The sequence below is a fragment of the Stenotrophomonas sp. PE591 genome (assembly GCF_018320795.1).
Lineage (GTDB): Bacteria > Pseudomonadota > Gammaproteobacteria > Xanthomonadales > Xanthomonadaceae > Stenotrophomonas > Stenotrophomonas maltophilia.
On record NZ_JAAOKO010000003.1, the window covers coordinates 195,879 to 220,226 of the forward strand.

General features: G+C 68.5%; 12 protein-coding genes. 4 read left to right on the top strand and 8 right to left on the bottom strand.

Annotated features, from left to right (window positions below):
• Positions 1 to 72: 72 nt before the first annotated feature.
• The 3 genes from JLDANKMP_RS10695 to purL form a co-directional block, all read right to left on the bottom strand.
• Positions 73 to 1,965, bottom strand: a complete 1,893-nt coding sequence (locus JLDANKMP_RS10695; protein WP_169448107.1) for a S8 family serine peptidase — start codon at positions 1,963 to 1,965, stop codon at positions 73 to 75.
• A gap of 157 nt (positions 1,966 to 2,122) precedes the next feature.
• On the bottom strand, positions 2,123 to 9,304 hold the full coding sequence (locus JLDANKMP_RS10700; RefSeq protein ID WP_212561069.1) for an ESPR-type extended signal peptide-containing protein: 7,182 nt from the start codon (positions 9,302 to 9,304) through the stop codon (positions 2,123 to 2,125).
• A gap of 439 nt (positions 9,305 to 9,743) precedes the next feature.
• Positions 9,744 to 13,628: a phosphoribosylformylglycinamidine synthase gene (gene purL, locus JLDANKMP_RS10705; RefSeq protein ID WP_249336870.1), complete on the bottom strand. Its 3,885-nt coding sequence runs from the start codon at positions 13,626 to 13,628 to the stop codon at positions 9,744 to 9,746.
• Between the two features lie 826 nt (positions 13,629 to 14,454).
• On the opposite strand from purL, the gene JLDANKMP_RS10710 reads away from it, so the two are divergent.
• Positions 14,455 to 16,554, top strand: coding sequence for a glycosyl hydrolase family 18 protein (locus tag JLDANKMP_RS10710; RefSeq protein ID WP_115875597.1), 2,100 nt, complete (start codon positions 14,455 to 14,457; stop codon positions 16,552 to 16,554).
• A gap of 58 nt (positions 16,555 to 16,612) precedes the next feature.
• Here the strand turns inward: JLDANKMP_RS10710 and JLDANKMP_RS10715 are convergent, their stop codons facing one another.
• Both JLDANKMP_RS10715 and xerD read right to left on the bottom strand, forming a co-directional pair.
• Positions 16,613 to 17,395 carry a DsbC family protein gene (locus JLDANKMP_RS10715; protein ID WP_024958538.1) on the bottom strand — a complete coding sequence of 261 codons (783 nt, stop codon included), beginning with the start codon at positions 17,393 to 17,395 and terminating at the stop codon, positions 16,613 to 16,615.
• Between the two features lie 100 nt (positions 17,396 to 17,495).
• On the bottom strand, positions 17,496 to 18,473 hold the full coding sequence (gene xerD, locus JLDANKMP_RS10720) for a site-specific tyrosine recombinase XerD (RefSeq protein ID WP_111151073.1): 978 nt from the start codon (positions 18,471 to 18,473) through the stop codon (positions 17,496 to 17,498).
• 56 nt (positions 18,474 to 18,529) lie between these two features.
• Here xerD and JLDANKMP_RS10725 point away from each other — a divergent pair, with 56 nt between their 5' ends.
• Positions 18,530 to 19,021, top strand: a complete 492-nt coding sequence (locus JLDANKMP_RS10725) for an RDD family protein (protein ID WP_032966420.1) — start codon at positions 18,530 to 18,532, stop codon at positions 19,019 to 19,021.
• Between the two features lie 92 nt (positions 19,022 to 19,113).
• Here the strand turns inward: JLDANKMP_RS10725 and JLDANKMP_RS10730 are convergent, their stop codons facing one another.
• Genes JLDANKMP_RS10730 through lptF form a run of 3 tightly spaced genes read right to left on the bottom strand, consistent with a single transcriptional unit; the run spans position 19,114 to position 22,226 of the window.
• Positions 19,114 to 19,986: a hypothetical protein gene (locus JLDANKMP_RS10730; protein ID WP_005408016.1), complete on the bottom strand. Its 873-nt coding sequence runs from the start codon at positions 19,984 to 19,986 to the stop codon at positions 19,114 to 19,116.
• A 54-nt stretch (positions 19,987 to 20,040) separates the two neighbouring features.
• Positions 20,041 to 21,147: an LPS export ABC transporter permease LptG gene (lptG, locus tag JLDANKMP_RS10735; RefSeq protein WP_005408015.1), complete on the bottom strand. Its 1,107-nt coding sequence runs from the start codon at positions 21,145 to 21,147 to the stop codon at positions 20,041 to 20,043.
• Positions 21,144 to 22,226 carry an LPS export ABC transporter permease LptF gene (lptF, locus tag JLDANKMP_RS10740; protein WP_005408014.1) on the bottom strand — a complete coding sequence of 361 codons (1,083 nt, stop codon included), beginning with the start codon at positions 22,224 to 22,226 and terminating at the stop codon, positions 21,144 to 21,146. Before lptF ends, lptG begins: the two co-directional genes overlap by 4 nt.
• Before the next feature lie 104 nt (positions 22,227 to 22,330).
• Here lptF and JLDANKMP_RS10745 point away from each other — a divergent pair, with 104 nt between their 5' ends.
• Together JLDANKMP_RS10745 and JLDANKMP_RS10750 are read left to right on the top strand one after the other, a co-directional pair.
• Positions 22,331 to 23,812, top strand: coding sequence for a leucyl aminopeptidase (locus JLDANKMP_RS10745; protein ID WP_212561071.1), 1,482 nt, complete (start codon positions 22,331 to 22,333; stop codon positions 23,810 to 23,812).
• Positions 23,813 to 23,894: 82 nt separating this feature from the next.
• On the top strand, positions 23,895 to 24,320 hold the full coding sequence (locus tag JLDANKMP_RS10750; RefSeq protein ID WP_005408012.1) for a DNA polymerase III subunit chi: 426 nt from the start codon (positions 23,895 to 23,897) through the stop codon (positions 24,318 to 24,320).
• The last annotated feature ends 28 nt before the right edge of the window (positions 24,321 to 24,348 follow it).

Below are 24,348 nucleotides of genomic sequence, written 5' to 3' on the forward strand. Positions count from 1 at the left end.
GCTTTCGTAAAAAGACGAAGCCCGTCACATGCGGGTGACGGGCTTCGGCCATTCAACTACCGCACTGCGCGCTTACTGCGTGGCGAGAATGCTCACACCGCTGTAAGCCGCCTCGCCCACCACCTTGATGTAGTAGGTGCCGGCAGTCGGTGCCGTCACCCGCACCGTTTCCGAGGTGCCCGGACGGGTCGAGCGCGCATCGTTGTCGGTGGCACTCGGCTCGCGCCCCTTGGCCAGATAGACCGAGACGTTGCCGGTGCCACCATAGGTGATGACGCTGAGCTGCTTGCCTGCCGCGGCTTCGAAGCTGTAAAGGACACTGCTGCCGGCGGCACCACTCAACCCGCCGATGGCCACCTTGTTGGTCAGCGGCTTGGCCACCGGCCCGCAGTTCTCGGTGCACGGCTCTTCCAGGGCCTTGTCCAGCGCGGCCTTGGCATCGACGATGCCGGTACCGATCGGGGTGGCGGACGGGATGCTGACCGGGAACGGACGTGCCGTTTCCTTCAGCAGGGTACGCATGCCCGCCGGCGCGAGCGGGTCGCGGTTGGCGGCGATCAGCGCGCTCTGCACCAGCGCGGCGACGGCAGCCACATGTGGCGCCGCCATCGACGTGCCGGCCTTGCCGCCAAGGGTGTAACCCTCGGTGGAACCGGCTGCCGGCGGCGACGTCTTGCTGCTGGACACCGCCTGCCAGACATAGCCGTTCGGATTGCCGTCGGTGACACCACCGCCCGGGCCGGACAGATCGATGCGGGTACCGAAGTTGGAGTAGTAGGCCATGGCGCCGGTGATGCCGGTCGCGCCGACCGAGACCACGCCATCGCAGTTGGCCGGGCGGGCGTTGGCGACATTCATCGAGTCGTTGCCGGCTGCCACCACCACCAGGGTACCGCGGTTGGTGGCACCGGTGATGGCCGCCTGGTAGGCCGGATCGCAGCTGCCGGAGCCGCCCAGGCTCATGTTGATGATCTCGGCCGGATTCTGGTTGGCAGGGATGCCGGCCACGGTACCGCCCGAGGCCCAGGTGATGGCGTCGGTGATGTCCGACAGGGTGCCACCGCAGTAGCCGAGCACGCGCACCGGCAACACCTTGGCCTTGTAGGCCAGGCCGGCGGTATGCAGGCCGTTGTTGGTGGCCTCGGCGATGGTGCCGGTCACATGGGTACCGTGCCAGCTGCTGTCGCGTACCGGCGAACCGTCGTAGCAGGCATTGGCGGTGGGCATCCAGTCACCGTAGTCGAGTGCACCCGGCACGCGGCCATCGGCGGCACGACGCGAGCGGCTGGCCTGGCTGATGAAGTCGTAGCCCTCCAGCAGGGTGCCGGCGGCGAAATCCGGGTGCTCGGGCAGGATGCCGGTATCGAGCACGGCCACCACGATGCCCTCGCCCTGCGAGACGTCCCATGCGGCCGGTGCGTTCACGCCACCGACCGGGTTGTGGAAGTGCCAGTTGTGGCTCTGGTAGTACGGATCGTTGGGCACGAAGCTGGGCGACGCATCGGACTTCGCGACGGCATCCGCACGCGACGACGACGCGGCATCGATCGGATACATGATGGCGTCGGCCACCGCATATTCGACGGTCGGGTCAGCCTTCAGTTCGCCCAGCACCTTGTCCAGTTCGGCGCGCGCGATCCCTCCCTGCAGGCGGATCAGATCGGCACCGATGCCCAGCTTGCGGGCCACCTGCGGGCGCAGCGCGGCACTGCGCGCAGCCGCGTTGGTACCTGCCGGCACGGCGCGGGCGATGGCCGAGTTGACCACGGCCAGCTTGGCGTTCGCATCGGCAGCTGCGGCGCTGCCAGCACGGTACTTCACGATGATGCCATCCACCTGCTGCGTCTTCGGGCCGGACAACGGCGCATTTGCTTTCAGGTCGGCGGCCTGTGCCAGGCCAACACCGGTCAGCGACAGCACGGCGGCTGCCAACACATTGATGCGAAGGTTCTGCTTCTTGATCACGTCGAATTCCTCTTCTGGGTCATGGATCGAACCAACACTGCGGCCATCATTCCTTGACGACTCCCGGCCGGCCCAGCCGGGATTGCCGTGACCTCCCCCCAGGCCCTCGTTGCAGGTGCTGCGCCGGCGTGGGTGGCCGCCGGCGCGATGGAGTGGCCTACCAGCCGAAGCCGGCACCGACGCCGACCGAGCTGTCGTCGCTGCTGAAGGCGCCGCCGAACGTCACCGTGGCGCGATCGCTGATCGCACGCTGGTAACCCAGGGACAGTGCCGATTCACCGCCCTGGAAGCCGATGCCGACGCCGACCCGGTTCTGGGTACGGATGCCGGCAGCACTGGTGGCCATGTTGAGCATCGCCGCGCTCATCGCGCCCTGGCGGTCGATGCGGCGATCCATGTGCCGCAGGCGCCCGTCGATCTCGCCCTTGAACACATCGAAGCTGTCGGCGACGGCCTGCACGCGGCTGTCGGTGTAGCTGTTGGCGGTAGCCATGCCACGATCGAGCTGGCCCTTGTTGACCGCATCGGTGGCGGTGGTACCGGCTGCCACGTTGGTGACCTGGCGTTCGTTGCCTTCGCTGCCCACCGAGACCGTGTTGGCACGATCAGCGACCGAGCCCTGGCCCAGCGCCACCGCGTTCGCAGCGGTGGCATTGGCACCCTGGCCGATGGCGGTGGACGAGGCGCCGCTGGCCACTGCGCCGTCGCCCATGGCGACCGCGTTGAGGCCCGATGCCGAGGTGCCCACCGGGATGCCCGCGCCCGCCGCCGCAGCGGTCGGCGTGCCCTGCACGCGTGCGCTGCTGGCCGGTGCCGCATCGGCCGCCGCCGGTGCTTCGGCAACGCTGGCCAGTGCGCTTTCATCCAGCGAGGCACTCATCGAACGCAGACTGGCCGTTCCCGAACGCGTACCACCGGCGGTGCGGCGGTCGATCTCGCTGACCTTGCGGTCCAGCGCACCCAGCGCATCGCCGACGTTGCTGTAGGTGGCGCCCTGGATCACATAGTTCGGTGCCACGAATACGCCCTGCATGCCGACGCTGGCACCGCCGCCGAGGAAGCTGGCGGCATCGCTGAGCGACTGGAACAGCTGGCCGCCATTGATCGCCTGGCGGCTGCCGGCGGCGATGCTGCCGGCACCGACATTGTCGATGGTGGTGCCCTGGAAGCCGGACAGGGTCAGGCGGTCACGACTGGCGTCGTCGTAGCCGACCGCACTGGCCGCCGTGGTCTCCACCGTGGCGATGCGCGAATCGAAATCGCCGACGCGGGTTTCCACCGCGCCCACGCGCTGATTGGTGACATTGAGCTGGGAACCGGTCACCGCGTCACTGCTGCCGGCAGCGATGCGGCCATCAGCCACGTTGACGATGCGGCGGGTGGCCGGGCCATCGGTGGGGTTGCCACTGCCCACCGACACAACATTGGCATCCAGCGCACGCGCTCCAGCACCGATTGCAACCGAGTTGACGCCGACCGCACCCGCACCGGCGCCAACGGCCAGTGCGCCGGAGGCAGACACCGTGGCATTGGCACCCAGCGCGATGCTGCGTGCGCCCGCCGCATTGGCCACCGAGCCCATCGCTACCGAATCGGTACCGATGGCGTTCGCGGTTCCCGTGCCATTGGCGCGGAAGTATCGGTTGGTGGTGTTGGCGGTGAACGCAACGGCGTCCAGCTGCCCGCGATTCACTGCGTCATTGATTTCGGTACCGTTGGCGACATTGGTGACCTGCCGGTTGTTGACGGCACTGCCGACGGACACGGTATTGGCACGATCGGCCACCGAGCCTCCACCCAGTGCGACACTGCCGGCAGCCGAAGCGTTGGCACTGACACCCACCGCCGTGGCATTCAAACCGGTGGCCTTGCTGCCGTAACCGACCGCAGTACCCAGGCGGCCGCTGGCTTCGGCATAGCTGCCCAGCGCCGAAGCGCCATCGGCCGAGGCACTGGCGCGGAAACCATTGGCCTGCGACTGCGTGCCGGTAGCCGTGGCCTGCGCACCGTTGGCCGTGCTGTAGGGGCCCTTGGCCTGGGCCCCGGCGCCAGTGGCGCTGGCGCCGGTTTCACTGGCGCTGGCGCCGCTGCCCAGCGCAACGCTGTCGACACCACTGGCCTGCGCAGCATTGCCCAGTGCGGCAGCGTTGTTGCCGGTGGCGAGTGCATCGAAGCCAACCGCCGTGGCGTTGGTGGCCATGGCGTTGGCGCCGCTGCCCAGCGCGGTCGCACCGTTGCCGATCGCATTGGCCGCATTGCCGGCCGCCAGCGCATTTTCGCCATCGACCAGTGCACCGGCCTCGCCATCGGCATTGCCGCTGGCCTGGAACTGCCGGCTGGTCTTGTCGGCGACACTGGCAACGGCGTCGAGCTGGCCCTTGTTCACCGCATCGGTGGCTTCGGTACCGGCTGCAACGTGGGTGACCTGGCGTTCGCTGCCGGCCTTGCCAACGGCCACCGTGTTGTCGCGGTCAGCCTTGGAACCGGCACCGAGCGCAACGCTGTTGCTGCCATTGGCGGTGGCATTGGCACCGAGCGCCGTGGCGTTGGTGCCTGCCGACCAGGCATTCCAGCCGATGGCGGTAGCGTAATCCTCGGTGGCCCATGCACCGGCACCGAATGCTGCCGCACCGGTGCCACTGGCGCGCGACGGAATCAGGCCGAAGAAGGTGCTGCCGCCGATCGCCACGCTTTCCGCACCGCTGGCTTCACTCGACTGACCCACCGCAACCGCGCCGGTGCCCGCCGCCGCGGCCCCGAAGCCCACCGCCGTGGTGTTGGCACCGCTGGCAGCCGAGCCGTAGCCGAGTGCGGTGCCAAGGCGACCGGTTGCTTCGGCATAGCCACCCACCGCTGTGGTGCCATCGGCGGAGGCCGCGCTGCGGAAGCCGCCGGCAAGGGACTGTGCGCCACTGGCGTTGGATTCGGTACCGTTGGCGGTGCTGTAGACACCGCTTGCCTGTGCACGCGCGCCCGCCGCGCTCGTCCCCACTTCGCTGGCGCTGGCACCGCTGCCCAGGGCCAGGCTGTCCTCGCCGGTGGCCTGTGCGGTGCTGCCCAGTGCCGCCGCGTTGGTGCCGGTCGCCAGCGCATCGATGCCGACAGCGGTGGCGTTGGCGGCCAGCGCATTGGCACCACTGCCGAGCGCAGTGGCACCGTTGCCGATCGCGTTGGCCGCATCACCTGCTGCCAGCGCATTGTCACCCTCCACCAGTGCGCCGGTTTCACCATCGGCATTGCCACTGGCCTGGAACTGCCTGCTGGTCTTCTCCGCAGCGGCGGCTACGGCATCGAGCTGGTTCTTGTTGACCGCATCGTTGCCCTGCGTGCCATCGGCCACGTTGGTGATCTGGCGGGTGTTGCCGCCGCCGCCCACCGATACGGTGTTGTCGCGGTCCGCAATCGAATCCGCACCGAGCGCCACGCTGTTGGCCGCGCGCGATTCCGCCGCATTGCCCAGCGCGGTGCTGTTGATGCCCCCCGACCAGGCGCCACCGCCCACCGCCGTGGAGTAGTTGCCCGAGGCTTCGGTCGCCAGCACGCCGAACAGCGAACCGCCGACGGCGACGCTGTTGGTGCCGGTGGCCAGGCTGCCCTGGCCGGTGGCGGTGCTGTAAGCGCCGGACGCTTGCGAATCACCGCCCAGGGCCACGCTGTTGGAACCCGAGGCGTTGGCGAAGTTGCCGAAGGCGGTGGCATTGAAGGCCGAGGCCTGTGCGTAGCCGCCGATGGCGGTACTGTAACCACCGGTGGCTTCGGCACCGATACCGAACGCTGCCGCAGCCGTGCCGCTGGCCACGCTCTCGCTGCCGACCGCGGTGGCACCACTGCCACTGGCGTTGCTGAAGTAGCCCACGGCTACGGCTTCTTCGCCGGAGGCTTCGGACAAGGCACCGCTGGCGGTGCTGCCCGCGCCGCTGGCGATGCTGGCCGCGCCGAACGCTGCACTCTGCTCACCGCTGGCTTCGCTTTCCGCACCCTGCGCGGTGGCGTATTCGCCGGTGGCCTGTGCATTGGCGCCTACGGCACTGGCATTGGCGGCGGTCGCCAGCGCGTTGAAGCCGATCGCCTGCGCGTTGCCGGCCAGCGCATTGGCACCGCTGCCAAGCGCGGTGGCACCATTGCCGATGGCGTTGGCTGCATCACCTGCGGCCAGTGCGTTGTCGCCCTCCACCAGCGCACCCGCCACATCGTCGCCGTTGCCGCTGGCCTGGAAGAAGCGGCTGGTGGTTGCTGCGGTACTTGCCACCGCATCCAGCTGTGCCTTGTTCACCGCATCGGTGGCCTGGGTACCGGCGGCGACGTTGGTGACCTGGCGCTCGTTGCCGCTGCTGCCCACCGACACCGTGCGTGCGCGGTTGGCGACCGAGCCCGCGCCGAGTGCGACGGCGTTGCTGGCACTGGCATTGCTGCCCGCACCCAGCGCGATCGCACTTTCGCCGCCGGCCACCGTGTTGGTGCCGATGGCGATGCTGTTGATGCTGTTGCCCAGCGCCTGGAAGCCCAGCGCCACGCTGTTGTCGCCATAGCCGAAGGCACCACGGCCGACTGCGGTGGCGCTGGTTCCGTTGGCCCAACTGTTGTAACCGATCGACGTGGCGCCAGCGCCGCTGGCCCACGCCGCGTTGCCGAACGCCGAGGCATTGGTGGCGGTCGCCCACGCACCGGAACCAAAGGCGCTGGCGCCGCTGGCGGTGGCCCAGCTGTAGCCGCCCACCGCGGTACTGTCATCGCTGCTGGCAAACGCACTGTCACCCACCGCCACCGCATACGCGCCGGTGGCGCGCGACTTGCCGCCGGCGGCGAAGCTGTTGTCACCACTGGCCTTGGCCGCATTGCCGAAGGCGCTGCTGGCTGCACCGCTGGCCTGCGCAGCGCTGCCGACCGCCGTGGCATCGGCCACGGCCGTGGTACCCACCTGCTGCGCCTTGCCATCTGCACCGATGATGGGTTGGTTGAACTCGTCGTAGGCCTGGCCCAGGCCACCGATGGCGACACCGCCATTGCCGGTGGCCGTGCTGTTGCGGCCCACCGCCACGCTGTCATCGCCGATGGCCGACGCGGCCGCGCCATGTGCAACCGCGCCGGCACCGATCGCATTGCTCGACGAACCGGCCGCGATGGCACCCTCGCCTTCCGCGAGCGCACCGGCATCACTGCCAGCTTCAGGCTGGGCCTGGAAGAAGCGCGCGGTGCTGTCGGCGGTGCTGGCCACCGCATCCAGCTGCGCCTTGTTCACCGCATCGGTGGCTTCACTGCCGGCTGCAACGCTGGTGATCTGCCGCTCGTTGCCGGGACTGCCGACGGCCACGCTGTTGGCACGCACCGCTTCGGAGTTCGCGCCCAGCGCGACGCTGTTGGCGCCGCGTGCCGTAGCGTAGTAGCCCACTGCGGTGCTCTGCGCACCACTGGCCCAGGTCTGCGCGCCAAGCGCGCTGGCGTTCTCGCCCGGCGCATAGGCGAAGTAGCCCACCGCGGTGGCTTCGGCGCCGGAGGCTTCGCTGAGGCTGCCGTTGGCCACGGCACGGTCGCCGCTGGCGATGGCGCCGGCCCCCACCGCGGTCGCGGCTTCACCACTGGCCTGTGTCTGTACGAAGAAGCCCAGGCCGGGAATCAGGTCGGCCGGGCCACCAATGGCGACGCTGCTGGTGCCCGTGGCATTGCTCTGCGTACCCAATGCCGTGGAGTAATCACCGATGGCATTGGAGACCGCACCGAACGCCGACGCCTGCGCGCCGGACGCATAGGCCCCCACGCCATAGGACGACGCGGCAAAACCGCTGGCATCGGCACTGGCGCCGACGGCCGTGCCACCCACACCGGCACTGGTGGCGCCGGTGACCACCGGCACGCCACCACTGGTGATCAGCGGGTTGCCGTTGGCATCCACCGCAGCGCCACCGACGGCCACGCTGCCCGGTCCGTTGGCCTGCGCGTTGTTGCCGAATGCTGCGCTGTTCTGGCCCGAGGCCAGCGCGTTGTTGCCCACCGCAGTCGCGTTCTGCGCAACGGCAGTGGCACCGGCACCGACCGCCGTGGTGCCAGTGCCGATGGCATTGGCGGCCTCGCCTGCGGCCAGCGCGTCGTCACCTTCAGCCAGCGCACCGGCATCGCTGTTGCTGCTGCCGGTGGCCTGGAAGCGCTTGGCGGTGGCATCGGCCACCGCGGCAACATCCTTCAACTGGCCAACGTTGACCGCATCGGTATCTTCGGTGCCGGCGGCAACGCTGGTGATCTGGCGGGTCAGGCCATATCCGGCGGCACCGACGGACACGGTATCGACACGGTCAGCCAGCGAACCGGCGCCCAACGCCACGCTGCCGGTAGCGACCGCGGCCGAATTGGAGCCCAGCGCGGTGCTGTATTCACCGACGGCCGTGCTGAACGCACCGACTGCAATCGAGGCTTCGTTGGCAGCCGTGGCGCCGCGGCCCAATGCGGTACTGCCGGGGCCCATCGCTACGGCACCGCCACCGACGGCGGTCGCGCCATCGGCGGTGGCTTCGGACAGTGCACCCAGTGCCGTTGCTGCACCGTTTTCGCTGGCGGCGTACGCGCTGGCACCGACGGCGGTATCGCCAAGGCCGAACGCTGCTGCGCTTTGCCCGACCACCACGCTGGCATCGCCGATCGCCAGCGCGCCCTGGCCGAATGCGCTGGCGCCGATGCCTGCGGCAATGGCCTGGGTACCGATGGCAGTGGTGGCGTTGGCCAGCGACTGCGCACCGGCACCGGCGGCCAGTGCGCCTTCACCCTCGATCTTCGCCGCGTCGCTGTCATCGCCTGCGCCGTCGGCCTTGAAGTAGCGGTTGCCGTCGGCGGCAACGTCGGCCAGCGCGGCCTGCGTGGCACGCGCCTGCGCGTCCAGCTGCGCCTTGTTCACTGCGTCGGTCGCCTGCGTGCCTGCGGCGACATTGGTGACCTGCCGTTCCTTGCCTGCATCGCCGACGGAGACGGTGTTGGCACGCGTGGCTTTGGAGCCGGCGCCCAGCGCCACGCTGTTGGCCGCACTGGCACTGCTGTTGCTGCCGATCGCCACCGCATTGCTGCCCTTGGCCGTGGCCGAGCCTTCGATCAGGCACTTTTCGAGCAGCTTGCCGCTGAATGCCACGCAGGTGGCGCTACCGCCGATCTGCACCGACTGTGCGGTGGCAGAGCCACTCATGCCCAATCCCAATACCAGGCCCAGTGCCACCGCCAGCAGTGCGGGCGTGGCCTGTGTCGCACCGCGGCGCTGGTCGACGACCCCACCGCTGCTGCTGTCGGAGGAAGCCAGTTCCGAGGCCACCACCAACTGACCCAATGCTTTGTTCCAGACCTTGCGATAAATCCGATTCATCGGTACGGCTCCTGATTGGACTGGTTTTGGGCAAAGCAACGCCACCGCTGGGCTTTCCGGCCCAACGTCCCCTGGGGGCGTTTATTCGCGTGATTTACTGCGGGGTATTGCCGAACGGCGCGCAGCGACAGAAAACCGAGCGCGTGCGCCAACCGGTTACTGCGAAATGAATGATTCTGAAACGGGGTTCAAGTGTTAACGGCAACTTTGCAGATCGTCAAGACTTTGACACGACAAATCCTATTGCCGTGAAGCAGTTCACTCTTTTCCCTGTTTATGAAAGGATTTTGTTAGCGACGCGTGACGCAACCCTGTCGCCTGAAAATCCATGTAACTCGCGGGTGCATCAGGATTTTCACACGCGCAAAGAAAAAACCCGCCGATCAACGGCGGGTTTTTCCATACGCAACGGCATTGATGCCTGCGCGGTGTGGTGCGATCAGCCGCACCACACCCGCGCGTTGCGGAACATGCGCATCCACGGCGAATCACCCTGCCACTCGGCCGGGGCCCAGCTCATGTTGAGCGCGCGCGGGGTACGTTCCGGGTGCGGCATCATGATGGTCACGCGGCCGTCGCTGCTGGTCAGGCCGGTGATGCCGTCCGGCGAACCGTTCGGATTCAGCGGGTACTGGCTGGCGACGTTGCCGTGGCCATCGATGTAGCGCAGCGAAACACGGGCCGCGGCCTGGTCGACCGCGTTGTCGAACACCGCCTGGCCTTCGCCATGCGCCACTGCCACCTGCAGGCGCGAACCGGCCATGCCACGCAGCAGGATCGACGGAGATTCCACCACTTCCAGCAGTGCGGTACGCGCTTCGAACTGCTCGCTGGCGTTGCGGCGGAACTGCGGCCAGTGCTCGGCACCGGGGATGATGCCCTTGAGCTGGCTCATCATCTGGCAGCCATTGCACACGCCCAGCGCGAAGCTGTCCTCGCGCGCGAAGAACGCGGCGAAGGCATCACGCAGTGCGCTGCGTTCCAGGATCGAAGTGGCCCAGCCACGGCCGGCACCGAGCACGTCGCCGTAGCTGAAGCCGCCACAGGCGACCAGCCCGGTGAAGTCCTGCAGCGCTACGCGGCCTTCGATCAGGTCGCTCATGTGCACGTCGAAGGCGCGGAAGCCGGCGCGTTCGAAGATGTTGGCCATTTCGATCTGGCCGTTGACGCCCTGCTCGCGCAGCACCGCTACACGCGGGCGCGCACCGGTGCTGATGAACGGCGCGGCGACATCTTCGTTGAGGTCGAAGCTGAGCTTCGGCTTCAGGCCCGGCGCATTGAAGGCGCGGGCGACCTCGCGTTCGGCATCGGCATTGGCCGGGTTGTCACGGCGCTTCTGCATCGCATGGGTGACCGACCACCAGGCGTCGAACAGCGCCTCCCAGCGCCACTCGGCCAAGTTCTCGCCGCCCAGCGATACGCGCACCACCGGTGCCGTGGTCGGCTTGGCGATGCGCTGCGCGCATTCGGTCAGTGCATGGCGTTCGACCAGGTCGGCAAACGCGGCGCGATCTTCGCGTGCGATCTGCACCACCGCACCCAGTTCTTCGTTGAACAGGCTGCGGAACGGGTCATCGCCCCAGGCATCGAGGGTGATGTCCAGGCCCAGGCGCGACGTGAAGGCCATTTCGCACAGCGCGGCGAAGGCACCGCCGTCGCTGCGGTCGTGGTAGGCCAGCAGCAGGCCGGCCTGGCGCGCATCGCGGATCAGCTCGAAGAAGCCACGCAGGCGCTGCGGGTCGTCCAGATCAGGGGCAGCGCCGGCGAACGCCGGCAGGTCACCGTGGTCGGCATGCACCTGGGCCAGGATGGAACCGCCCAGCCGCTGCTTGCCGGCGCCAAGGCCGATCAGCCACAGCTCGCTTTCCACGTCGCGGTCGAGCAGCGGGGTCAGCTGCTGGCGCACATCGGCGACCGGTGCGAACGCAGAGATCACCAGCGACACCGGCGACACGCTCTTGTGCGCTTGGCCCTGGTCGTGCCACTGCGCCTGCATCGACAGCGAGTCCTTGCCCACCGGAATGCTGATGTCCAGCTGCGGGCACAGTTCCATGCCCACGGCCTTCACCGCGTCGTACAGCAGCGCGTCTTCGCCCGGGTGGCCGGCCGCGGCCATCCAGTTCGCCGACAGTTTGATCTCATCCAGCGCATCGACCGGGGCCGCGCACAGGTTGGTCAACGCTTCGCCCACGGCCATGCGTGCCGAAGCCGCCGCATCGAGCAGGGCCAGCGGGGTGCGCTCGCCGATCGACATCGCCTCGCCGGCCACGCCGTCGAAGTCGGCCACGGTGATGGCCACATCGGCCACCGGCAGCTGCCACGGGCCAACCATCTGTTCGCGTGCGGTCAGGCCACCGACGCTGCGGTCACCGATGGTGACCAGGAAGTTCTTCGAGGCCACCGTCGGGTGCGCAAGCACGCGCAGACCCGCTTCCTGCAGGTCCAGGCCTGCGGTCTTCAGCGCCGGCCAGCGCGGTGCCGGCGGGTGTGCGGTATCGCGGTGCATCTTCGGCGGCTTGCCGAACAGCACGTCCATCGGCAGGTCGATCGGCGCATCGGCCGGGGTGTGGCCCGGCACGGCGCCATAGGCCACCACCAGGTGTTCCTCGGCGGTGGCCACGCCGACCGCAGCGAACGGGCAGCGCTCGCGGGCGCACAGCGCGGCGAACTCGGCCAGGCGCTCTTGGGCGACGCCGAGCACGTAGCGTTCCTGCGATTCGTTGCACCACAGCTGCATCGGCGACAGCGACGGATCATCGGTGGGCACCTTGCCCAGATCGATCACGCCACCGACCTTGGAGTCGTGCAGCAGCTCGGGGATGGCATTGGACAGGCCGCCGGCACCGACGTCGTGGAAGAACTTGATCGGGTTGTTGCTGCCCATCGCCACGCAGCGGTCGATGACCTCCTGGCAGCGGCGTTCCATTTCCGGGTTGTCGCGCTGCACGCTGGCGAAGTCCAGGTCCTCGGCGCTTTCACCGGAGGCCACCGAACTGGCCGCACCGCCGCCCAGGCCGATCAGCATCGCCGGGCCACCCAGCACGATCACCGCATCACCGGCCTGCAGCGGGATCTTGTCGACCTGCACGCGATCGATCGCACCGAGGCCACCGGCCAGCATGATCGGCTTGTCGTAGGCGCGCACCAGGTCGGCGCCTTCCGGCAGCTCGAAGCTGCGGAAGTAGCCGAGCAGGTTCGGGCGGCCGAACTCGTTGTTGAACGCGGCGCCGCCGAGCGGGCCGTCGGTCATGATTTCCAGCGCCGGTGCCATGCGCGGGTTCAGCGCGCGCGGCGCCTCCCACGGCTGCGGCAATTCCGGAATGCGCAGGTGCGAGACCGAGAAGCCGGTCAGGCCCGCCTTCGGCTTGCCGCCACGGCCGGTCGCGCCTTCGTCGCGGATCTCGCCACCCGCGCCGGTCGAAGCGCCCGGGAACGGTGCGATCGCGGTCGGGTGGTTGTGGGTTTCCACCTTGATCTGGAAGGCACTGGGCACCTGCGCTTCGCGGCGGTATTCGCCACTGGCCGGATCGGGACGGTAGCGCGACGCCGGATGGCCTTCGATCACTGCAGCGTTGTCGCTGTACGCGCTGAGCGTGTGCTGCGGGGTCTGCTGGTGGGTGTTCTTGATCATCCGGAACAGCGAGCGGTCCTGCTCCTGGCCGTCGATGGTCCAGCTGGCGTTGAAGATCTTGTGGCGGCAGTGCTCGGAATTGGCCTGCGCGAACATCATCAGTTCGACGTCCGACGGCGAGCGGCCCAGCGCGGTGAAGCGTTCGCGCAGGTAATCGATCTCGTCCTGGGCCATGGCCAGGCCGAGGCGCTCGTTGGCGGCCTCCAGCTGGTCCACCGGCACGCGTTCCAGTTCGCCGCGGGCGGGCGCCGAGAACAGCGCCTGGCCCTGCTGCACGGTCTCCAGCACTGACTGCGTCATCGGGTCGTGCAGCGCCTTGACCAGGGCCTGTTGCACGTCGGCATCGGCCGGCCAGCCCTGCACGTCGATACGCAGGCCCCGCTCGACCCGGCTCACCGGCTGGCCGGCACCACGGACCAGTTCGGTGGCCTTGCTCGACCACGGCGACAGCGTACCCAGGCGCGGCACCACGATGCGGCTGACCGCGCCGTCGGCCACGGCCTCGGCCTGTGGCGCCGCTTCGAGGATGCGGCACAGGGTGGCGAGGTCGGGAGCGGCGCTGCCTTCGGGCTGCACGAAGTAGACGTGCCAGGCACCGCTGATGCGCAGGGAGGGAGCGATGGACTGCAGGCGGGATTCAAGACGTTCGCGGCGGAACGGCGACAGGGCGGGCGCGCCCTCGAGGACCATCATGTCCGGGGAACCGTAGTTGGGAAACGGGCCCGACATTGTACCGGAAGCGGGGGAAGGGCTTTGGCCGGGCGGCGCCCGGCACCCGCCGAGGCCAGGGCAACAGCAACAGCAACAGCAACGGCCAAAGCAAAAGCGGGGTTCCCGTGGGATGGCGGGGTGGGTCCGGTGGCGGGGGACGCCGTAAACCCGTCCCTGGGGGCTTGGCCGCGGCATCCATGCCGCGGACACCCCCGCCACCGGACCCACCCCGCCTCCGACAGATTTCCGCGATCTGCAGTAGATCCACGCCATGCGTGGATGCTCCCCGGTAGTGCCGGCCGCTGGCCGGCAACCAGGGAACATCAGAAATCAGGCATTGGAGAGCGCAGCGACCGGCTTCGGCTTTTGATTTTTTGTTCTGCCTTTCGTGGCTGACCGCGCAGGAACCTGTCCGTGGCCGGGCGGGTGGGCTGCGCAGGGGCGTGAGCCGCATGGATGCGGCGACCGAGCTTACATGGACGTACTTGCAGCGTCCCCTGCGCAGCCCACCCGCCCGGCCCCCCCAGAAATCCGCTGTTCGCGGAAAGCCCCAGCCACGAGGGGGCTCCGCCGATGGTCGCCGACCGCGCGCAGCGCCGCTCTCCATCCGAATCCCGGAACCATGCGCTTGCTCACGGATTGACCACGCGATTGATGACAACGTTGTCCCCACCTGGCGCCGGACTCTCTCCCCGGCCTCCCAGGTACCTCCGTCCGGCCCCACCCGTCGCCTTCCCGGGCGACGCCCGGACCTGCGTCACGCGCGGCGCCATCGGGGCCCGCGCGCCCTTTGATCGGAGACTTACCCATGTACGACCCGATTGTGCGCAGTGCCGAACGTGCGACCCGAAGCTGTCGTCCCCGCCGCCTGGCCTGGCTGCTCGCCGTGGCCGCCGGTGCCGCTGCCCTGCCCGGCCTGGCGCAGGCCGCCAGCTGTGCCGGCGTGGCCCAGTGGGACCAGGCCAAGATCTACCGGGCCGGCGATACCCTGCAGAAAGGAGGCGTCCTCTATCGGGCGAACCAGGACATCTGGAACGCGCCGCCGGACCATCCGGCCGGTGCGCCCTATTACACCAACCTCGGTGCCTGCGATGGCGGCGGCGCCAACCAGCCGCCGGTGGTCAGCCTGACCTCGCCGGCCAACGGCGCCACCTTCAGCGCCGGCAGCACGGTCAACGTGACCGCTACCGCCAGTGATCCGGACGGCAGCGTCGCCAAGGTCGAGTTCTTCCGCGATGGCAGCACGCTGGGCGTGGCCACCAGTGCGCCGTATGCGGCCAGCTGGACCAATGCCAGCGCCGGCAGCCACACCCTGCGCGCGGTAGCCACCGACAACAACAACGCCACCAGCAGCACCGCGACCATCACCATCACCGTCAACGCCGCCGGTGGCGATACCACCGCGCCGAGCGTGCCGGGCGGACTGGCGGTCGGCACGCGTACCGCCAACAGCATCGCGCTCAGCTGGAGCCCGTCCACCGACAACACCGGTGGCAGCGGCGTGGCCGGCTATGACGTGTACCGCAATGGCAGCCTGGTCGGTTCACCATCCAGTGCCAGCTACGTCGATGGCGGCCTGACTGCATCGACCACCTACCGCTACCGTGTGCGTGCCCGCGACAACGCCGGCAACGCGTCCGCCCAGGGCACCGAGATCAGCGCCACCACGCTGGCCGGCGACGGCGGCACCACCGGCAAGCGGGTCATCGGCTACTTCACCCAGTGGGGCATCTACGGCCGCAACTACCGGGTCAAGAACATCGACAGCAGCGGTTCGGCCGCGCGCCTGACCCACATCAACTACGCCTTCGGCAACGTGCGCAACAACCGCTGCGAAGTGGGCGTCACCCAGCCGTCGGATCCGAACAGCGGTGCCGGTGGTGATGCCTTCGCCGACTACACCAAGGCCTTCAGTGCCGCCGAGAGTGTCAGCGGCAGCGCCGATACCTGGGACCAGCCGCTGCGCGGCAACTGGAACCAGCTCAAGCAGCTCAAGGCCAAGTACCCCGGCATGAAGGTGCTGATCTCGCTGGGTGGCTGGACCTGGTCGCGTGGCTTCTCCAGCGCGGCGCGCCCGGAAAACCGCCAGGCCTTCGTCGCCTCGTGCATCGATGCCTACATCAAGGGCAACCTGCCGGTAACCGACGGTGCCGGTGGTGCCGGTGCCGCGCTGGGCGTGTTCGACGGCATCGACATCGACTGGGAATACCCGGTGGCGTGCGGCATCGAATGCGGCAAGCCGGAAGACAACGCCAACTTCACCGCGCTGATGGCCGAGTTCCGCCGCCAGCTCGATGCAGTGCGTCCGGGCCTGCTGCTGACGGTGGCGGTGGGTGCCGGCATCGACAAGATCCGCGTCACCGACCCGGCCGCGTACCACCCGTACCTGGACTACATCAACGTGATGACCTACGACTTCCACGGCGCGTGGGATGCGAAGACCAATCACCAGTCGGCGCTGTTCGATTCGCCGAATGATCCGTCCACCGGCGACCAGAAGCTGTACAACAGCAACGACGCCATCGAGGCCTTCATCAGCCGTGGCGTGCCTGCCGCCAAGCTCAACCTGGGCATCGGCTACTACGGGCGTGGCTGGACCGGTGTGGCCAACGCCAACAACGGCCTGTACCAGACCGCGACCGGCGCTGCCCCGGGCACGTATGAAGCCGGCATCGAGGACTGGAAGGTGCTGAAGAACCTGGCGTGGCCGGGCTACACCGACAACACCGCCGGCGCCACCTGGATCTACAACGGCAGCACGCTGTGGAGCTTCGACACCCCGGCCAACATCACCCGCAAGATGGGTTACGTGAAGACCCAGGGCCTGGGCGGCGCGTTCGTCTGGGAGTTCAGTGGTGACGATGCACAGGGCACGCTGACCAAGGCGGTCAGTGATGGCCTGAAGTAAGAAAAAAGCCGGGGATGCGACACGCATCCCCGGCTCTACAGGAAAAGGTCGGCGGCGATCAGCGCTTGGCCGACAGCTTTTCCAGCGCCGCGCGCAGCTGCGCCGGCGGCAGGTAGCCCCCCAGCTGGGTGCCGTCCGGCGCGAAGATCGCCGGCGTGCCGTTCACGCCCAGCTGCTGGCCCAGTGCGTACTGCATCGCCACCGGGTTGGTGCAGTTCTTTGCCGGCACACTGCCACCGCGCTTGGCGTTGGTCAGTGCCTGGCGGCGATCGGCCGCACACCAAACCGAGATCATGTCGGTGTAGTCCTTGCTGCCGAGGCCCATGCGCGGGAATGCCAGATACTCGACGGAGATACCGTTGCGGTTGAGCTCGGCGATGTCCTGGTGCAGCTTGCGGCAATAGCCGCACTCGATGTCGGTGAACACGCTGATGGTGTACTTGGCATTCGGCGCGGCGAACACGATGCGGTCGCCATGGTTGGCCTTGGCCAGCAGATCGCGACGATAGCCGAGCAGGCCTTCGCTGTTGGCCGGGCCCTTGGCACGGGTGTCGTAAGGCTGCGACTGGAACAGGTAGCGACCGTCGTCGGACACGTACAGCAGCTGGCCGGAAACGACCACCTCGCGGAAGCCGGGGAACGGCGCGGCACCGATGTAGTCCACCTTGAAACCGGGGTTCAGGGCAGTCAACGCGGCGCGCACGGCCTGGTCGGCAGGCGCGTTGGCGGCGGGGCCGGGCTTGGCAGCGGCGGCAGGCGCCTTGGCGGCTGGCGGGGCCGGCTGGGCGCAGGCAGTCAGGCTGAGCGCACCGAACACGGCGGCGATGGCAAATCGGAGCATGGAGCAGTCCGCGACAGAAGAAGACCCCGGATTCTGACACAGCCACCGGCACCGGGCCGCGACGCCGCGCACCGCCCGGGGCCGGAGTTCAGGACACGGCTCAGCCGCGCGGATGATGCCGGGCGTGCAGTTTCTGCAGGTGCTCGCGCGCCACCAGGGTGTAGATCTGGGTGGTCGACAACGAGCTGTGGCCAAGCAGCATCTGCAGCGCGCGCAGGTCGGCACCGCGGTTGAGCAGATGGGTGGCGAAGCTGTGGCGCAGGCCGTGCGGGCTGATCCGCGCCGGGTCGATGCCGGCCACCTGCGCGTGGCGCTTGACCAGGTGCCAGAACGCCTGCCGGGTCAGCGCATGCAGCGTCGGCTCGACAAACAATGGGGTCTGCCCATCGGCCAGCGCCTGCACCTTGCCCTTGCCGACCAGCAGCGGGCGCGATGCCTGTAGATAGCGCTCCAGCCAGTGCTGCGATTCCTCACCCAGCGGCACCAGCCGTTCCTTGCTGCCCTTGCCGGTGACCCGCAGCACGCCCTGGCGCAGGTTGACCGCGGTGGCCGGCAGCAGCACCAGCTCGCTCACGCGCAGGCCGGCGGCGTACATCAACTCCAGCATGGCGCGGTCGCGCAGGCCCAGCGGGCTGTCGATATCCGGCGCTGCCAACAGCGCGTCGATCTGGCTTTCGGCCAGCGCCTTGGGCAGCAATCGTGGCAGCCTGGGCGGATCCAGCAGCGCGCTGGGGTCCTCGCCGCGTTCGCCACGGCGCACGCCATCGGCGAAGAACGCCCGCAGCGCCGACAGCAACCGCGCATTGCTGCGCGGCGACCAGCCATGACGGGTGCGCCAGGCCAGGTAGTCGAACAACCCCGGGCGCTCGATGCCGGCCAGGCCACCGTCGCGCCCATCCATCCAGCGCGCCAGCCCTTCCAGGTCGCGCCGGTAGCTGTCGAGGGTGGCGCGGGCCAGGCCGTTCTCGGCCCAGATCGCATCGAGGAAGCGCTGGATGCGCACGCTGTCGTCGGCGCGCAGCTCGGGCAGTTGCTGGACCAGCTGGCGGCGTTCGGCGGGGGTGGAAACAAGGGCCATGCGTGCAGGATACGAGGGCCACTGCGGATGCGGCCAGCATTGCGTATGCTCGGCGCATGTCCCGCCCCGCCATTGATACGGCCCCTGCGGCCACTACCGAGCTGCCCCGCCCGCGTGCATTGCTGCTGTGGCGCGTGCTGGCGATGGTCTACGACGCGCTTCCGGTGCTGGCGCTGTGGATGTTGGCCGGCACCCTGTTCACCCTTGCCTACACCTTCAGCGGCCACGCCCAGCGCGAGAACATCGCACCGTTCAGCGCTTGGCAGTGGCTGCTGTGGGCGGTGTGCTGGCTGGTCACGGGGTGGTATGCCACGGCCAGCTGGCGCCGCGGTGGGCAGACGCTGGGCATGCGGCCGTGGCGCTTGAAGCTGGAATCGAGTGATGGCGCGCCCCTGCGACGCACGCAGCTTTGGCTGCGCTTCGTGGTGGGCACGCTGTCGCTGCTGCTGGGCGGCCTGGGATTCTGGTGGGCATGGGCTGACCGCCAGCGGCTGACCTGGCACGACCGCGCCAGCGGCACCCGCGTGGTGCGCATGCCCAAGCGCTGATGCGCATCCAGTAGCGTCGAGCCATCCTCGGCAGTTTCGCGATGCACTCGATAGCCGAGCATGGGCTCGGCTCTACACGATCAACGCAGCGATCAGCCGGCTGGCGCCGGGTCCGGCAGGATCACCGCCGGCTGCGTCCAGAGGTCGAAGAAGGCGGACGCAAACGCATTGGCCTGCACATCATCGGCCACCGGCGACTGTCCGCTCAACTGCGCACGGGTCTTCACGAAGTCCTGCCACAGCTTCAGGCTGGCCTTCTTCAGGCGCCTCTGCTCCCCCGCGTCGGTGGCCGCCAGATAGCGCGCATAGAGGTCGCGCATCGGTTTGCCCTGAGCCTCATAGGCCGCCGGGAGCGCCGGCAGTTGGGCCGGGGTGAATGCCACCGATGCCGCCGGCACCTGGTAGCCGCCCGGCCCGAAGGCCGCCTTCAGGTCTTCCCCGGCGTCCAGGTACTTGAAGAAGCCGGGCACGTTGTAGAGCTTGGTCCGGTAGTCGGACGAGGTATCCGGGCTGTTGGACACCACCGTATCGGGCAGCTCCCCCATCAGCCCAACGTCCCAACGACGCGGAATGAACATACCGGTCGCCTTCACGTAGGGGCCCTCGATCTCCACGTCGTTCAGTTCGATCTTCGACGCCAGGCCACCGGAGTTGGTCTTGCTGGTGACGTACTGCTCGGTGACGATCACGTACTCGGCCATGGCCGGGTTGATCAACCCACCGATCCCATCGGCGTAGACAACCATGCGTACGCTGCCGATCTTCTCGCTCTGCAGTCGGTACTGGCCCGGCTCCAGGACCAGGGGCATGGAGGTGTGCGGCGGCAGGGTATGCACCTGCTGGTCGACCGACAAGGTCAGCGGTGCATCCGTCGGGTTGTCGATCTCGAAGTCGACGGTGGACCGGCTGCAGCCGGCAGAAAGCAGCACGGCCGCGATGTACGGCAGAAAGCGTTGGAAGCTCATGTTCGTCCTTGAAGTGAAACGGAAACAGCCGGGCCTTGCCCGGCTCCCTGGGAATCAACCCGACTTGCGTCGGAACAGCAGTCCCGATATCGCCAGCATCACGATCGGCGGCAACGCATAGGCAATGCGGTAATCGAACTTCAACGCGCCGGCCATGCGACCGAAGAACAGCTGCAGCAGCCAGAAGCCCAGCGCGAAGAGGATGCCGAGGAACAGGCGCTTGCCCATGCCACCACTGCGCAGCGAGCCGAACGCGAACGGCACCGCCGCCAGGCACAGCGCCAGCACGTTCACCGGGTAGAACCAGCGGCTCCAGTACACATCCTCGTAGTCGCGCGCGTCCAGACCGTTGCGCTCGCGGTATTCGATGCTGGTACGCAGCTCGGCCACGCTGAGGTTGCGCGGCTTGGCGATGCCGGTGGCCAGCGCGCCGGCGTCCAGCTTGGAGTTCCACGGCTCGCGCGCCACTTCCTCGCGCGTGGCCGAACGTTCACCGAAGGTATCGCGGCGCACGCCGGTCAGCACCCAGCCGTCACGGTCATGCTCGGCCGTGTCCGCATGGGTCAGCGAGGCGATCCGACCATCCTCGGCAATGCGATACAGGCGCACGTCACGCAGGATCAGCCGCGTGCCCTTGTCGCCCACCAGCTGCTCTTCGCCACCGGCGGCGCTGAGGAAGGTATCGCCCTCGCGCGCCCACAGGCCGGAATAGCGGGTGGTGGAGATGTCCCGCCCCCATTTGGCACTGGACTTCAGCGCATCGGCACGGTCCTGGCCCCAGGGGCCCAGCGTCTCGGCGCTGAGCACCATCACTGCGGTAAGCAACGACAGGGCGATGGCCACCGATACGCTCAGGCGCTTGCGCGACAGGCCCAGCGCACGCAGCGCGGTCAGCTCGGAGGTCGCGGCCAGCTGGCCCAGGCCCATCAGTGCACCGATCACCGCAGCGGTGGGGAACATGGTGTAGGCACGGCGTGGCACCGTATACAGCACCCAGGCGGCCGCATGCCCCAGGGTGTAGCCGTTCTTGCCGATGTCCTTGAACTCGCCGGAAAACGCCATCACCACGTCCAGGCCCACCAGTACGGCCCAGGTCAGCAGCACCGTGGTGAACACCGACTGGCCGAGATACAGGTCGAAACGCATCGGACGCAGTCTCATGCGCGGGCTCCCTTCGGGCGGCCCAGGCGGCCATCACGTGCATACATCCAGATCGCCAGCGCCAGCAGCGGCAGGGTCAGCCACCACAGGCCAAGCGCAGGCGGAATCTTGCCGTTGGCGATCCAGCCACTGCCGATGAACATCAGGTTGGTGCCCACCATGTAGGCCATCAGCGCCAGCATCATCCGCCCGTAGCGCTGCTGGCGCGGCGAGCTGCGGCCCAGCGGCACGGTCAGCAGCGCAAAGGCCAGCGCGATCAACGGCGGGGCAAGGCGGCGATGAAGCTGTGCCTGCGCCTCGGGCCGGTCATCGCCGAACAGCTGCGTGGTCGGCATCAGTTCCGGATCATCGCCGGTACGGGTCTGCGCACCGTCGGGCAGGGCCACATCGTTGCGGGCGAAGGTGGCCAGACGGTAATCCAGCCCCCCGGCCACCGGTCCTTCCACCTGGTGGCCATCATCCAGCTCCAGGAAGCGCTGGCGGGCGCCTTCGAAGAACATGCGCCCCCCTGCGGCGGACACCACTTCCAGACGATCGTCCTTCTGCCGCTGCAGGAAGACCCGGCCCAGCTGGGTACCATCGGGCGAGATCGAGGACAGGTAGACCACGCCACCATTGGGCAGCTGGGTGAAGCGGCCCGGCTCCAGGCCCGCCATCAGCACGCTTCGATTGGCCTCGATGATCATCTGCTCGGCCACCCGGCCGGCCCACGGGCCCAGCCACAAGGAGCAGGCGCCGACCAGCGCCACCACCGGCACCACCAGCATCAGCAGCGGCCGCAGCAGGCGTTTGGGGCCCACGCCAATGGCAGTGATGACGGCCATTTCCGAGTCGCGGTAGAGACGGGCCACCGCCAGCAGCAGGCCCAGCATCAACGCCAACGGCAGGATCAGCGGCAGGTAGGCGATGAACTGCAGGCCCAGTTGGGAGAACAGCAGCTTGGCCGGCAGGCGCCCGTCGGCGATGTTGCCGAGGATGTCCACCAGCACGCCGCCCACGCTGACCACCAGCAGGACGATCAGGGTAGCCAGGAAACTCTGGACGAAATCGCCCAGCAGGTATCGGTCGAGCTTCAGCATGGGGCGGTGGTTTAAACTCTGGGGTTCGTTCGCGGTGCCGCCCAGTCTACTGTCTGGGCGTAAACGGCCTGCGATTGTACGGACTCGCCAATGGAATCTGCTCAATGGCCCTCGAATTCACCCTGAACCACGTTGCTCCGGCCGCCGCCGCCGCCGTTGATTGCCTGGTGGTCGGCGCGTATGCCGACCATACCCTGACCCCCGCCGCACAGGCCCTGGACGCCGCCAGCGGCGGCCGCCTGGCCTCGCTGGCCCAGCGCGGCGACCTGTCCGGCAAGACCGGCGCCACCACCCTGCTGCACGACCTGCCGGGCGTGTCCGCCCCGCGCGTGCTGGTGGTCGGTCTCGGCGACGCCGCCCGCTTCGGTGTGCCGCAGTACCTGAAGGCCGTTGGCGATGCGGTGCGCGCGCTGAAGGCGGGCGCTACCCGCAGCGCACTGTTCACCCTGTCCGAAGTGGCCATCAAGGACCGCGACGCGGCCTGGGCGATCCGCCAGGCGGTGATCGCCGCCGATCACGCTGCCTACCGCTACACCGCCACTCTGGGCAAGAAGAAGGCCGACGACGCCGGCCTGGCCCAGCTGGCCATCGCCGGTGACGACGCCCAGGCCCTGGCCCAGGGCCAGGCCATCGCCGCCGGTGTCGAGTTCGCCCGCGAGCTGGGCAACCTGCCGCCGAACTACTGCACCCCGGCCTACCTGGCCGAGGTGGGCGTGAAGTTCGCCGGTGAGCATGACGGTGCCGAGGCCGAGATTCTCGATGAGCACCAGATGGAAGCGCTGGGCATGGGCTCGCTGCTGGCCGTGGCCCGTGGTTCGGCCAACCGCCCGCGCCTGGTGGTGCTGAAGTGGACCGGCGGCGGCGACGCCAAGCCGTACGTGCTGGTCGGCAAGGGCATCACCTTCGATACCGGTGGCGTCAACCTGAAGACCCAGGGCGGCATCGAAGAGATGAAGTACGACATGTGCGGTGGCGCCAACGTCATCGGCACCTTCGTCGCCGCGGTCAAGGCCAAGCTGCCGCTGAACCTGGTGGTGGTGGTGCCGGCGGTGGAAAACGCCATCGACGGCAACGCCTACCGCCCGTCCGACGTGATCACCTCGATGTCGGGCAAGACCATCGAAGTGGGCAACACCGACGCCGAAGGCCGCCTGATCCTGTGCGATGCGCTGACCTATGCGCAGCGCTTCGAACCGGCCGCGCTGGTCGACGTCGCCACCCTGACCGGTGCCTGCATGGTCGCCCTGGGCCACCAGACCGCCGGCCTGATGAGCAAGCACGACGACCTGGCCAATGAACTGCTGGCTGCCGGCGAGCATGTGTTCGACCGCGCCTGGCGCCTGCCGTTGTGGGACGAGTACCAGCCGATGCTGGATTCGACCTTTGCCGACGTCTACAACATCGGTGGCCGCTGGGCCGGCGCGATCACCGCGGGCTGCTTCCTGTCGCGCTTCACCGAAGGCCAGCGCTGGGCCCATCTGGACATCGCCGGCGTGGCCAGCGATGAAGGCAAGCGTGGCATGGCCACCGGCCGCCCGGTCGGCCTGCTGAGCCAGTGGCTGCTGGACCAGGCCGCCCGCGCCTGATGCCGTACCCGACCCTGGCCGGCCCCCGCTGGCCAGGGCCTCGCCCGGCACCGCCGGGCCCCTGCCTGACCCGGATCCTGCCATGCCCCGCGCCGACTTCTACCTGATCGCCAAGCCCCGCTTCCTGACCGAGCCGCTGCGCCTGGTCTGCGAACTGGCGCGCAAGGCCAACGACGCCGGGTTGTTCACCCTGGTGCTGGCCCGCGACCAGGCCCAGGCCGAGGAGCTGGACGAGCTGCTGTGGGCGTTCGACAACGACGCCTACATCCCGCACCAGATCGCCGGCGAAGACATGGACGAGGAAGAGGCCCTGGTGCTGATCGCCGTACCCGGCACCGACGCGCCGGCACGCCCGCTGGTGATCAACCTGCGCGATGAACCCTGGCTGGGCCAGTGCGAACGCGTGCTGGAAGTGGTCCCGGCCGATCCGGAAGCGCGCGAACCGCTGCGCGAACGCTGGCGCCAGTACAAGGCCGCCGGTTACGAGCTGAACAAGCACGACATGTAAGCGCACCCCGGCCCCCTTGATGGGCCGC